This is a genomic window from Rhodoferax sp. TH121, from assembly GCF_002251855.1.
Lineage (GTDB): Bacteria > Pseudomonadota > Gammaproteobacteria > Burkholderiales > Burkholderiaceae_C > Allorhodoferax.
Map to the genome: position 1 here is coordinate 887,361 of NZ_NOXW01000021.1, position 12,668 is coordinate 900,028.

The 12,668-nt window shown below is 59.2% G+C and carries 12 protein-coding genes and 1 tRNA gene; 6 read left to right on the forward strand and 7 right to left on the reverse strand.

Going from position 1 to position 12,668, the window contains the following annotated elements; all coding sequences use genetic code 11:
• Position 1: 1 nt before the first annotated feature.
• Positions 2 to 1,030 (reverse strand): microcin C ABC transporter permease YejB, encoded by a 1,029-nt coding sequence (locus CHU94_RS14185; protein ID WP_094480900.1) that lies wholly within the window; start codon positions 1,028 to 1,030, stop codon positions 2 to 4.
• A 99-nt stretch (positions 1,031 to 1,129) separates the two neighbouring features.
• Positions 1,130 to 2,935 carry an extracellular solute-binding protein gene (locus tag CHU94_RS14190; protein WP_255033960.1) on the reverse strand — a complete coding sequence of 602 codons (1,806 nt, stop codon included), beginning with the start codon at positions 2,933 to 2,935 and terminating at the stop codon, positions 1,130 to 1,132.
• 43 nt (positions 2,936 to 2,978) lie between these two features.
• On the opposite strand from CHU94_RS14190, the gene fabI reads away from it, so the two are divergent.
• On the forward strand, positions 2,979 to 3,773 hold the full coding sequence (fabI, locus tag CHU94_RS14195) for an enoyl-ACP reductase FabI (RefSeq protein ID WP_094480904.1): 795 nt from the start codon (positions 2,979 to 2,981) through the stop codon (positions 3,771 to 3,773).
• A 119-nt stretch (positions 3,774 to 3,892) separates the two neighbouring features.
• Here fabI and CHU94_RS14200 read toward each other — a convergent pair whose 3' ends face one another.
• Positions 3,893 to 6,163, reverse strand: coding sequence for an arginine/lysine/ornithine decarboxylase (locus CHU94_RS14200; RefSeq protein ID WP_094480906.1), 2,271 nt, complete (start codon positions 6,161 to 6,163; stop codon positions 3,893 to 3,895).
• 132 nt (positions 6,164 to 6,295) lie between these two features.
• Between CHU94_RS14200 and CHU94_RS14205 the strand changes: the two genes are divergently transcribed.
• Both CHU94_RS14205 and CHU94_RS14210 read left to right on the forward strand, forming a co-directional pair.
• Positions 6,296 to 6,721: an NfeD family protein gene (locus CHU94_RS14205; RefSeq protein WP_094480908.1), complete on the forward strand. Its 426-nt coding sequence runs from the start codon at positions 6,296 to 6,298 to the stop codon at positions 6,719 to 6,721.
• 13 nt (positions 6,722 to 6,734) lie between these two features.
• Complete coding sequence (locus tag CHU94_RS14210; protein ID WP_094480910.1) at positions 6,735 to 7,643, forward strand: SPFH domain-containing protein; 909 nt, start codon at positions 6,735 to 6,737, stop codon at positions 7,641 to 7,643.
• Between the two features lie 60 nt (positions 7,644 to 7,703).
• Here the strand turns inward: CHU94_RS14210 and CHU94_RS14215 are convergent.
• The 4 genes from CHU94_RS14215 to CHU94_RS14230 all read right to left on the reverse strand — a co-directional run bounded on the left by CHU94_RS14215 (position 7,704) and on the right by CHU94_RS14230 (position 10,045).
• Positions 7,704 to 7,793 (reverse strand) — tRNA-Ser (locus CHU94_RS14215).
• Positions 7,794 to 7,878: 85 nt separating this feature from the next.
• Positions 7,879 to 8,172, reverse strand: a complete 294-nt coding sequence (locus CHU94_RS14220; RefSeq protein WP_094480912.1) for a hypothetical protein — start codon at positions 8,170 to 8,172, stop codon at positions 7,879 to 7,881.
• The gene (locus CHU94_RS14225; protein ID WP_094480914.1) at positions 8,172 to 8,603 is read right to left on the reverse strand and encodes a DNA polymerase III subunit chi; all 432 of its coding nucleotides are present in this window, start codon (positions 8,601 to 8,603) and stop codon (positions 8,172 to 8,174) included. The genes CHU94_RS14220 and CHU94_RS14225 overlap by 1 nt, the downstream gene beginning before the upstream one ends.
• A complete protein-coding gene (locus CHU94_RS14230; RefSeq protein ID WP_094480916.1) occupies positions 8,600 to 10,045 on the reverse strand; it encodes a leucyl aminopeptidase in 1,446 nt (481 codons plus the stop codon). Before CHU94_RS14230 ends, CHU94_RS14225 begins: the two co-directional genes overlap by 4 nt.
• A 23-nt stretch (positions 10,046 to 10,068) precedes the next feature.
• On the opposite strand from CHU94_RS14230, the gene lptF reads away from it, so the two are divergent.
• Genes lptF through CHU94_RS14245 form a run of 3 tightly spaced genes read left to right on the forward strand, consistent with a single transcriptional unit; the run spans position 10,069 to position 12,652 of the window.
• On the forward strand, positions 10,069 to 11,175 hold the full coding sequence (gene lptF, locus CHU94_RS14235; RefSeq protein WP_094480918.1) for an LPS export ABC transporter permease LptF: 1,107 nt from the start codon (positions 10,069 to 10,071) through the stop codon (positions 11,173 to 11,175).
• A complete protein-coding gene (gene lptG, locus CHU94_RS14240; protein WP_094480920.1) occupies positions 11,172 to 12,278 on the forward strand; it encodes an LPS export ABC transporter permease LptG in 1,107 nt (368 codons plus the stop codon). The genes lptF and lptG overlap by 4 nt, the downstream gene beginning before the upstream one ends.
• Positions 12,275 to 12,652, forward strand: coding sequence for a sirohydrochlorin chelatase (locus CHU94_RS14245; protein WP_094480922.1), 378 nt, complete (start codon positions 12,275 to 12,277; stop codon positions 12,650 to 12,652). The genes lptG and CHU94_RS14245 overlap by 4 nt, the downstream gene beginning before the upstream one ends.
• The last annotated feature ends 16 nt before the right edge of the window (positions 12,653 to 12,668 follow it).

A 12,668-nucleotide genomic window follows, 5' to 3' on the forward strand; every position in this document is an offset into this window, starting at 1 on the left:
TTCAGTCGAAAGTGATGCGCGGATCCACCCAGGCATAGCAGAGGTCGGATACCAGTTTGGTGACCAAACCGATCAGGGTGAACAGGTAAAGTGTTCCCAAAACCACAGGGTAGTCACGCCGGATGACGCTTTCATAGCTCAGCAGGCCCAGGCCATCGAGCGAGAACTGTGTCTCGATCAGCAAAGCACCGGTAAAAAATGCACCGATAAAGGCTGCCGGAAAACCCGTGATGATGGGGATGAGCGCATTGCGGAACACATGTTTCCACAGTACCTGCTTGTCGGATAATCCCTTGGCGCGCGCCGTCAACACGTACTGTTTGCGGATTTCTTCGAGGAAGGCGTTTTTGGTCAACATGGCCGTCACTGCAAAACTGCCCATCACCATGGCCGTGACTGGCATGGCAATGTGCCAAAGGTAGTCCACGATGCGGCCGCCCCAACTCAGTTGTTCCCAGTTGGCGGAGGTCAGTCCGCGCAGCGGAAACCATTGCAACTGTCCACCAAACACCACCAACAGGGCTACGCCCAGCACAAAGCCCGGGATGGCATAACCGATCAGCACCAATACGCTGGTGGCCAGGTCGAAGCGAGAACCCGCCCGCACTGCCTTGGCCACCCCCAGCGGTACGGCAACCAGGTAGCTGATGAAAAAGGTCCACAGACCCAGACTCATGGAAACCGGCAGTTTCTCCCACACCAGGGCAGACACATTCTTGTTGTGAAAAAAACTCTTACCCAGATCAAACTGGGCGAATTGCACCAGCATCTGCCAAAAGCGCTCAGGTGCTGGCTTGTCAAAGCCATACAAAGCCTTGGCTTGCTCCAGACGCTTGGGATCCACCCCCTGCGCACCGCGGTAGCTCAAGGCGCTACCGTCGCCCCCCCCCCCGGCAGACGCCCGGGATTCCGCCAGGTACTGCTCCACGGGACCACCGGGCACAAACTGGATAACCACAAAGGTCAGCAACAGGATGCCAAACAGTGTGGGCAACATTAGCGCCAGGCGCTTGAGGGAGTACAGCAACATGCGTTGATTATGCGAATGGGTGAGCGCCGCCGGGCCGCCCCAAGGCGCGAGGCCCCCCTTGGGGGGCAGTGACCCGCGCAGCGGTGGAGCGTGGGGGCTTCATTTAGCCCACCAGGTATCAATGGCCCAACCCTCGCCCTGCGCGTAGGGAGGCATCTGGGCCGGTTTATCCAAGCGCCAGCTGTTGTAGACCAAGCGGTGGGTACCCGCGGACCATTGCGGCACCAGAATGTGGCTGTGCATGATGACGCGGTCTAGCGCGCGGCAGGCTGATAGCAGATCCTGCTTGCGCTTGGCCGCCGTGATCTGGGTCACTAGCGCGTCCACTGCCGGGCTCTTGATGCCCGTGAAATTACCCGAGTCTTCGGTGTCGGCGGCCTTGCTTCCAAACATGTCGGCATATTCCTGCCCGGGGTTGTGGGTGCCGCCGTAGGCAATGGACGTGATGTCGAAATCAAACTTTTGCAAGCGTTGCTGGTACAGCGCAAAGTCCACCGGGCGGAAGTTGAGTTTGACACCGATCTTCTCCAGGTTGCGCGACCAGGGTGCCACCACCCGGGCGCCGGTTTCAGCACTGTCCAGGTACTCCAGAGCAAAGGCCTCTCCCTTGGCGTTGCGCAAAGCGCCGTCGCGGTACGTCCAACCGGCGTCCTTCAAGAGCTTTTGTGCGAGGCGCAGGTTGTCGCGCAGGCTATGTTCACCATCGGTCCGCGGAGGGACGGCCATGGGACCAAACACTGTAGGAGGCACTTGGGCGCGCCAAGGCTCCAGCAGTACGAGCTCTTCGGCAGAAGGCTCGCCAGTGGCCTGGCAGTCGGTGTTGCCAAATAGGTCTTGCACACGATGGTAGGCGCCGTAAAACATCTGGCGGTTCATCCATTCGTAGTCCAGCGCCAAGCCCAGCGCCTGGCGCACGCGCACGTCCTTGAGTTTGTCGCGCCGGGTGTTGAGCACGTAGCTCTGAAAACCCGTAGGCAGACGGTGTTTGAACTCGGCCTTGACCAGTTCGCCGCTGTCAAACTTGCGGCCGTTCACGCGGCGCGCCCAGTCACCCGCTGAAAAGAAACGCATGAGGTCGAACTCTCCAGCCTTGAGTGCCTCGAGCCGCGCGGTGTTGTCCTTGTAGATCTTGACCGTGATGCGGTCAAAGTTGGCACTGCCGCGCTTTACATTCAGGTCTTTGGCCCAGTAAGTGGCGTCGCGCACATAGGTGATGTCCTTGCCGAACACAACGGGGCCAATCTTGTAGGGGCCGCTGCCAATCGGAATGTCCATGACCACCTGGTCAAAGGGCTTGGACTTGCCCCCCTCCTCGCCCCAGCGGTGGCTGAACACCGGCAGGCCACCCACGGTCAGTGGCAGCTCGCGGTTGGGCTTCTTGAAGCGGAAGCGCACCGTCGTGGCATCCAGGGCGTCCACGCCAGCAACATCGTCCAGCACGCTCTTGTAGGCCGGGGAGGTAAAAGGGCCCATAAAGGTGTCAAAGCTGTGTTTGACATCGCGCGCCAGTACCGGGTCACCGTTGTGGAAGCGGGCTTCTTTGCGCAGCTTGAACGTGGCACTCAGGCCATCGGCTGCCACAGTCACATCCTCGGCCAGCAAACCATATCCAGCAGCAGTTTCATCAAGCGCGCCAACCAGCAGGGTATCGAACATCAGCCCGCTGAGATAGGCGGGGGCCGTCCCCTTGATGGTGAAAGGGTTGTACTTGTCGAACGTGGAGACGCGCAGATTACTCACCAAGCGTAGTTCTCCGCCCTTGGGTGCCTGCGGATTCACATAGTCAAACTGAGAGAAGCCCGCAGGGTACTTGAGGTCTCCCCAAAGCGCATAACCATGGGCAGCCCATACGGGAAGCGCACAAACGCTGCCAAATGCCAGACAAAGAAACTCCCGAATTCGCATGCGACAATTCTGCACCAGACCAAGCATTTTTCATGAGGACACTATGGGCTTTTTAGCAGGCAAGAAGTTGTTGATCACCGGCGTATTGTCAAACCGTTCCATTGCGTACGGCATTGCCAAGGCCTGCAAAGAGCAAGGCGCCGAATTAGCCTTCAGCTACGTGGGCGAACGCTTCAAGGACCGTATCACCGAGTTCGCAGCTGACTTCGATTCCAAGCTGGTGTTTGACTGCGATGTGGGCAACGATGAGCAGATCGACCAGTTGTTCAAGGATCTGTCTGTTCACTGGCCCACCTTTGACGGCTTTGTGCACAGCATTGGCTTTGCGCCGCGTGAAGCGATTGCCGGCAATTTCCTGGACGGCTTGACACGCGAAAATTTCAAGATCGCGCACGACATCAGCGCCTACAGCTTCCCCGCCATGGCCAAGGCCGCCCTGCCCTACCTGACTCCCAAAGCGGCTCTGCTGACCCTGTCCTATTTGGGTGCGGAGCGCATCATCCCCAACTACAACACCATGGGCCTGGCCAAGGCCAGTCTGGAAGCCAGCGTGCGTTACCTAGCCGAGGCCGTGGGCCCCAAGGGCATCCGCGTCAACGGCATCAGCGCCGGCCCGATCAAGACCTTGGCCGCCAGCGGCATCAAGGACTTCGGCAAGTTGCTGAACATGGTGGCTGGTGCGTCGCCCATCCGCCGCAACGTGACGATTGAAGATGTAGGCAACGTGGCTGCTTTTTTGCTGAGCGATTTGGCCGGTGGCGTGACCGCTGAAATCACCTATGTCGATGGCGGCTACAGCCAGACCATGGGCGTAACGACGGAGCCTGCGGCCGGCTAATTTAAGCCAAATTGGGGGCTAGACCCCGTAGATGCCGTGCGAGCAGCTCCTAAAAAAATAGCGCCAATGCCACCGCATTCGCGCTATTTTTGTTGGTATGCCCCAGTCGGGGCGTTCGCTCAAGCTTTGACGCAGTCGGCGTAATACCGCAGCTTGCCATCTTCGCCCACTTCGCTCACCAAGCCGTGTACATCGGTCTCAAAGCCAGGGCACTGCGCATTGAACTCGCGCGAGAACTTGAGGTAGTCCACCACTTTTTTGTTGAACACCTCGCCGGGCACCAGCAAGGGAATTCCGGGTGGGTATGGCGTGACCATGCCGACAGACACGCGCCCTTCCAGGTGGTCTATTTCCACACGTTCTGTTTTGCGCAAGGCAATGTGCGCGTAGGCATCGCTGGGCTTCATGGCAGGCACCAAGTCGCTCAGATACACCTCAGTCGTCAAGCGTGCGATGTCGAACTTGGCGTACAGCTGGTGGATGTGATGGCACAAGTCCGCCAGACCCATCTTCTCGTAGCGCGGGTACTTTTGCACAAACTCAGGCAACACGCGCCACATGGGTTGGTTTTTGGCGTAGTCGTCTTTGAACTGCTGCAACGCAGTCAACATGCTGTTCCAGCGGCCTTTGGTAATGCCGATGGTGAACATGATGAAGAAGCTGTACAGGCCCGTCTTCTCCACCACCACGCCGTGCTCCGCCAGGAACTTGGTCACGATGGAAGCCGGAATACCAGTTTTGGCGAACTTGCCGTTGAGGTCCAAACCGGGCGTCACGATGGTGGACTTGATCGGGTCCAGCATGTTGAAGCCGTTGGCCAGCTTGCCGAAGCCGTGCCAGTTGGCCTTGGCCGTCTTGGATTCACCCTTGATGATCCAATCTGCCGCCTTGCCAATGCCCTCCTCGGCCAGCTTGTCCGGTCCCCAGACCTTGAACCACCAGTCATCGCCATACTCTTCGTCCACCTTGCGCATGGCGCGGCGGAAGTCCAGCGCTTCGGCGATGCTTTCTTCCACCAGTGCAGTGCCGCCAGGCGGCTCCATCATGGCGGCAGCCACGTCGCAGCTGGCAATGATGCTGTACTGCGGGCTGGTGCTGGTGTGCATCAGGTAGGCCTCGTTAAACAAGTGCTTGTCCAGCTTCACGGTCTGGGAGTCCTGTACCAGCACATGGCTGGCCTGGCTGATACCGGCCAGCAGCTTGTGGATGGACTGGGTGCTGTAGACCACCGCTTCCTTGGGGCGTGCGCGGTTCTTGCCCATGGCATGGTAGGTGCCATAGAACGGGTGAAACGCAGCGTGTGGCAGCCAGGCTTCGTCAAAGTGGATGTTTTCCACGTAGCCATCGAGCATGCTTTTGATAGTTTCGGTGTTGTAGAGCACTCCGTCGTAGGTGGATTGCGTCAGCGTCAGGATGCGCGGCTTGACCTTCTTCGCGTCCACGCCCTTGAGCAAGGGGTTGGTCTTGATCTTGGCCTGAATAGTCGCCGGCTCAAACTCGCTTTGCGGGATCGGGCCAATGATGCCGAAGTGGTTGCGCGTGGGCTTCAGGAACACGGGAATCGCCCCGGTCATGATGATCGCGTGCAGATTGGACTTGTGGCAGTTGCGATCCACGATCACGATGTCACCGGGCGCCACGGTGTGGTGCCACACCATCTTGTTGGAAGTGGAGGTGCCATTGGTCACAAAGAAGCAGTGATCCGCATTGAAAATCCGCGCCGCATTGCGCTCGGAGGCACCGATGGCTCCGTTGTGGTCCAGCAGCTGACCCAGCTCTTCCACCGCATTGCACACGTCGGCGCGCAGCATGTTTTCACCATAAAACTGGTGGTACATCTGACCTACCGGGCTCTTCAAGAAGGCCACGCCACCGGAGTGCCCCGGGCAGTGCCAGCTGTAGGAACCGTCTTCGGCGTAATCCAGCAGCGCCTTGAAGAATGGCGGCTGCACGCCCTCCAGATAGCCCTTGGCCTCGCGGATGATGTGGCGCGCCACGAACTCGGGCGTGTCTTCAAACATGTGGATGAAGCCATGCAGCTCGCGCAGGATATCGTTGGGGATGTGGCGGCTGGTCTTGGTCTCGCCATACACATAGATAGGCACGTCCAGGTTCTTGCGGCGCACTTCTTCAATGAAGTGGCGCAGGTTTAGCACCGCAGGGTCCAGATCCGGACCGGGGGTGAACTCTTCATCGTCAATCGACAAAATGAAAGCACTGGCGCGGCTTTGTTGCTGGGCGAACTGGCTCAAATCGCCATAGCTGGTGACGCCCAGAACTTCGAACCCTTCCGACTCGATAGCCTGTGCCAGGGCACGAATGCCCAAGCCCGACGTGTTTTCCGAACGGAAATCTTCGTCAATGATGATGATGGGAAAGCGAAACTTCATCGAAAGGCTCCAACGACGGGCTAAAAAACGAAAAACAGGCGCGAAGTGTAAGGACTTCTGGCGACAACGTTATGGCGGGGTCATGCATTTGGCCCACAATGTGGCGTCATCAACACAAAGGAGGCTTCCCCCATGTCGCAACCCACCCTCTGGTGGTTGATCACCGGTGCCATCGTGGCCGCGGAACTTCTGACCGGTACTTTTTACTTGCTGATGCTGGGTCTGGGCGCAGTCGCTGCTGCGTTGGCCGCGCACCTAGGGGCCAGCCTGACCCTCCAGATGGTGCTGGCTTCTGCCGTGGGCGGTGGTGCGGTCGTGCTTTGGCACCTCAAGCGGGCGGCAAGCCGCACTGAACCGCCGGCCCAGGCCAATCCCAACGTCAACTTGGACATTGGCGAAACCGTGCAGGTGAGTAGCTGGAATGCCGATGGGACGGCTAGCGTGCACTACCGCGGCGCGCAATGGACTGCCATGCACCGCGCAGGAATCAATCCGTCTCCCGGCCCACACCGGGTGGCAGAAATGGTTGGAAACCGCCTTTTGGTCGACAAAGCTTGAACAGGAAAACCTTATGGAAATCGCAATTATTCTTTTGGTCATTGCCGTCATCTTCATCACCCGCTCAGTCAAAGTCGTGCCCCAGCAGCACGCGTGGGTGATTGAGCGCCTAGGCAAATACCACGGCACCCTGACCCCAGGTCTGAATTTTTTGGTGCCCTTCATTGACCGCGTGGCCTACAAACACGTGCTCAAGGAAATCCCGCTGGATATCCCCAGCCAGGTTTGCATCACCAAAGACAATACCCAGCTGCAGGTCGACGGCATCCTGTATTTCCAGGTGACTGATGCGATGCGGGCAAGCTACGGCTCCAGCAACTACATCATGGCCATCTCCCAGCTGGCCCAGACGTCGTTGCGCTCGGTTATCGGCAAACTGGAGCTGGACAAAACCTTCGAGGAGCGCGACATCATCAACGCCCAGGTCGTTGCGGCCATCGATGAAGCTGCGTTGAACTGGGGGGTGAAGGTGCTGCGTTACGAAATCAAAGACTTGACGCCTCCTAAAGAAATCCTGCACGCCATGCAAGCCCAGATCACCGCTGAGCGGGAAAAGCGTGCGCTGATCGCCGCCTCCGAGGGCCGCCGCCAAGAGCAGATCAACATCGCTACGGGCGAGCGCGAAGCCTTTATTGCCCGCTCCGAAGGTGAGAAACAGGCTGCCATCAACAGTGCACAAGGTGAGGCTGCCTCGATCACTGCAGTCGCCGAGGCCACAGCCAATGCCATTGAGAGAATCGCAGCAGCCATCCGCCAACCTGGTGGTGAACAAGCCGTCCAATTGAAAGTGGCAGAGCGCGCTGTCGACGCCTATGGCAAAGTGGCCGCGGATGCCACCACCACCCTGATCATCCCCGGCAACATGAGCGAGGTGTCCGGGCTGATCGCCACCGCCATGAAGATGGTGCAATCCAGCAAATAAGCTGGAAATACGGGCAACAAAAAAGCCCGTAGTGCGCTGCACTACGGGCTATCTGTTTTCTGGCGGAGCAGGCGGGATTCGAACCCGCGGTGGGTTTTACCCCACGCACGCTTTCCAGGCGTGTGACTTAAACCGCTCATCCACCGCTCCAGAGCCTCGTATTCTAGCCTGTCTTTCGGCCTGATTTGGACCGATGGCTGCAAACTGCACAAAAAACCTTGATCCGAGGTCTCACTCAGCGCGTTGGCGGTACCGGCATTTCGGCCACAGCGCCTTCAACTGCCGCACGCACCATCTGCTCCAGGTCGTGCTGAATGCGCGGCGATAGCGCACGCAACTGCTCCTGTACCAAGTCAGCAACCAGTTCACGGAGCTGATTCTCGATATGAGGTGCGACAGCCTGCATGACCTTGGCCACCATGGCATCGGTATCGATGGATGGTTGAGGCGGCGGTTCTGGTGGCTGGGGCGGCTGAACCACCTCTGTGAGCGTCGGCAAGAACCGCGGGGTGGGCTTGGAGGTGCGCATTACGCGGCTCCTTTGAGATTCAGGTCGTGCTTTTGAATGGCAATACCTTGCTGGGCATAGTGCTTCCAGCGTGCCCGGGCTGCCATGCGGTCCTCTTCGTCATGGCTCACCACTTCAATCACCCTGTCAAAGCGGTCAAAACCATCCGGCACGGCGTCGGACAAATTCAACAGCACGCGGTCCGAAGACCAGTCCGCGCGCAACGCCGTGACTAACACCACAGGACTGCGTGATGCCAACGGATCTCCATCCACGCAGTGCGCCAAAAACTCGGTGGGTGACTGTGCCCACAAATGGGAATCCAGGCGCCGCACCAGTTCGTGCGACCCCAGTACCACCAAACGTGCACCGCGCCCGACAGCCTTACGCAACAAGCGCCCGGCGTATTCCAGCTTATTGGGTGCGCCGAAATGGAAGGCCACTTCCGTCACTTGTTCTCTGCCCGGGCCATCAAAAATTCAACCAGCAGACCGACAGGGCGCCCCGTAGCACCCTTGGCCGCACCGCTTTTCCATGCTGTGCCTGCGATATCCAGGTGTGCCCAGGGGAATTGGCTGGTAAAACGCTGCAAGAACTTGGCGGCCGTGATCGCGCCGCCCATGCGCCCCGCCACATTGGCAACATCCGCAAAGTTGGTTTTTAGGCCTTCGGCGTAATCATCGTCCAGAGGCATGCGCCAAGCCAGGTCGCCACTGCGCTCACCAGCCGAGAACAACGCATCCCCAAGGGCGTCGTCGCTGGCAAACAAGCCACTACGCACACTGCCCAAAGCCACCACACAGGCACCGGTCAGTGTGGCAATGTCTACCACAGCGGTGGGCTTGAAGCGCTCGGCATAACTCAGCGCATCACACAGCACCAGCCGCCCTTCAGCGTCCGTATTCAGAATCTCTATGGTCTGCCCGCTCATGCTGGTTACTACATCGCCGGGTTTGACAGCACGGCCATTGATCAGGTTTTCGCACGCAGGAATCAAGCCCACCACATTGAGGCTTGGCTTGAGCTCTGCCAGAGCCCTAAACACCCCCAGCACGCTGGCGGCACCTGACATGTCGAACTTCATTTCATCCATCTCGGCTGCAGGTTTGATCGAAATGCCGCCACTGTCGAAGGTAATACCCTTGCCGACCAACACCGTTGGCGCTTTGGTCTTGGCGGCGCCGTCATAACGCAAGACGATGAATCGCAAGGGTTCGTCCGAGCCCTGGGCCACGGCCATAAATGAGCCCATGCCCAGCTTGGCGACTTCCTTCGGGCCCAGCACTTCACAAGACACCTTGGGCAACTTAGCCAAAGCCTGGGCCGCCTGCCCCAACAGCGTCGGCGTGGCATGGTTGGCGGGACGGTTGGCCCATTCCTTGGCCAACTCCATACCCAAGATGGTGGCGGTGGCGCGCGTAAAGCTGGCAGACACCTCAGCGGCGTTGCTGGCAGCGACCAGGCACTTCTGCAGGGTGCGTGGTTCAGGTTTGCTCTTGGCGTGCGTGTAGCTGTAGGTCACATCGGCCACGGCCACCACGGCCGCGCGTACTGCATCTTCCTGGGCAGCAGCAGCGAACCCGAGCACCAGTTTTTTGCCCAAGGACGCCTTGACCGCCCCCACGGCGGACATCACCGCAGCCCGAACCTGCTTGGCCTTGCCCTCTCCAATACCCACCAACACCAGACGCGGGGTGTTGGCCTGTGGCGCGCGGTACAGCGACACTAGCTGCCCGGGCTTGGTGCCCAGATCACCCGCCTTCACGGCTTGGGCCACCAACAGGGACAGCTCGTCCTTGCCGGGCTTGAAATCCTGCTGCACCAGCAGCACCAGGACATCACATTTTTCGTTGGCAAGGCCCACCAGGGTCAAAGGCTTGAGTTCAAAGTTCATAATTCGTGCTTTCTTTCACCGCCATGTTATTCCATTCCTCCATCCGCAAAGAGTTGGCCCGCAGTTTCGGTGCCACCTTGGTGGTGCTGGTCACCGTGGTCATGACCATGACCCTGATCCGCACGCTGGGTGAGGCCTCGCGCGGCACGTTCAACCCCGCCGACGTGATGATCATCATGGGTTACACGGTGCTTTCCGACATGCCCACCATCTTGTCCATGAGTCTTTTTATTGCGGTGCTCAGCGTACTGACACGCATGTACCAAGACAGCGAGATGGTCATCTGGTTTGGCAGCGGCCGCGGCTTGGCGTCTTTGCTCAAGCCGCTGCTCCGGTTTGCCTGGCCCATTCTTGTGCTGATTCTGGCCTTGGCATTCCTGATTCTGCCTTGGGCTTTTGGCCGCATTGAAGACCTGCGCTACAAGTACGACAAGCGCGGCGACATTGCCCGCATCGAACCTGGCCAGTTCCAGGAATCGGCCAATGGCGACCGCGTCTTTTTCATTGAAAAAGACGCGCGCGGCCAGCAGACCGGCAACAACGTCTTCATTGCCACCCAGGAACAGGGCAAAGAGACCATCACCTCGGCACGGACTGGCCGGGTCGAAGTGATCGGGGACGACAAATTTTTGGTGCTGGACCATGGCCAGCGCTTGGAACGCACTCCCGGCAAGGCCGACATGACCGTCAGCGTGTTTGAACGCTATGGCGCGCGCGTGGGCGCGGACGACCAATCCACCCGCGACTACGCACCCACCCACGCCAAGACTACGCTGGAACTGCTGCAAAGCCCCACGCCCCCGCATCTGGCCGAGCTGGCCTGGCGCGTCGGGCTCACCTTTGCAGCCATTAACTTTATCGTCATTGGCCTGGCCTCTGCCGGGGTCAACCCACGCGCCGGGCGCGCGGGCAACCTGGGTTTTGCCTTCCTCACCTTCGTGGTGTACTTCAACCTGCTGGTGCTGGGGAAAAGCTGGATTCAGTCCGGGCAAGTCGGATTTGGCGTGTTTTTGCTGGCCTTGCATGGCGGGGCCCTGGTACTGGGCTTGCTCTGGCTGACCAAACGCCACACCAACTGGACACCCCGCTTGCGCCGACGCCGCACCACAGCACCCGAGGTCCGCCCATGAAAACCCTGCGGCGTTTGTTGTACGGCGAGGTCATCGTCGCTGTATCCCTGGTCACGCTGGGCTTCATTGCCCTGTTCTTTTTCTTTGATGTGGTGGAAGAGCTGCAGGCGGTGGGCAAGATCAAAGCTGTGGGTTACCAGATCCCCCAGGCCCTGATTTATGTGGCGTTGATGATTCCCAGCCATGTGTACGAACTATTTCCCATCACGGTCTTGATTGGCACCATTTTTGTGATGTCGCGCCTGGCGCGCAGCTCCGAGTTCACCATTCTGCGCACAAGTGGCTTGGGGCCCTGGCGGGCCCTGCGCACCCTTATGGCGCTGGGTCTGGGTTTTGTGCTGTTCACCTTTGCCGTGGGTGACTATGTCGCGCCTTTGGCCGACAAGACGGCACAATTGCTCAAATCGCGCTTCCAAGGCAGCATGTCGGTCGGCAAAACCGGCGCTTGGCTCAAGGAAAAACAAGCCTATGGCCACTACGCCGTCAATGTGGGCTCGCTGGCGCCAGACGCCAGCATGGAGGACGTGCGCATTTTCGAGTTCGACAACCAAGGTTACCTGGTCTCCCTGACGCAAGGCAAAACCGGGCAGTTTGGTGAAGATGAATCGTGGTTGTTGCAAAACGTGGAGCGAACCGAATTCAGCGCACCCGAAAGCGCGACGCCGCGCGCCGATCGCGCACAGTTCGATAGCTTTCGGTGGCCCACCAAGGTGAGTGCCGAAATGGTGTCAGCCGCCGTGTTGCGCCCCGAGCGCATGGGCACCATCGATCTGTTCCAGTACATGCGCCACCTCAATGCCAACGGCCAGTCGGCACAAAAATACGAGATCCAGTTCTGGAAAAAAGTGTTCTACCCCATGAGCTGCCTGGTGATGGTGGTGCTGGCCCTGCCCTTTGCCTACCTGCATTTCCGCTCGGGCGGCATTGCCAGCTACACCTTTGGTGGCGTCATGGCCGGCATCAGCTTTGTACTTCTTAACAACGTGATGAATGACCTGGGTAATTTGCAAGGCTGGCAGCCCTGGTTCACGGCGGCCCTTCCAGGGCTGATTTATTCGGTGATATCCCTCACTGCCTTCTCTTGGCTGGTACTGCGACGATGAACACACCCCACCCCACCGGTATTGTTCTCTTTGCCCACGGTTCGCGCGACCCGCTGTGGCACCGACCGATTGAGGCGGTGGCCGCCCAGATCCGCCAATCCTCACCCGGCGCCTTGGTCGCTTGTGCCTACCTGGAGCTCAGCACTCCGGACCTGCCCGCTGCGGTCGCCGACTTGGTCGCCCAGGGCGCGCGGGCGGTGCGCATCATGCCCATGTTTTTGGGCGTGGGCCGCCATGCGCGCGAAGACCTGCCCGCTTTGGTGCACGACCTGCGCGTGCAGTACCACCTGATTCCCATCCTGCTGCAAGACGCCGTGGGCGAAGACCCGCGCATGGTGCGGTTGCTGGCGCAAATTGCCTTGGATAGCGTTTAGCGATAGATGTTTCGGT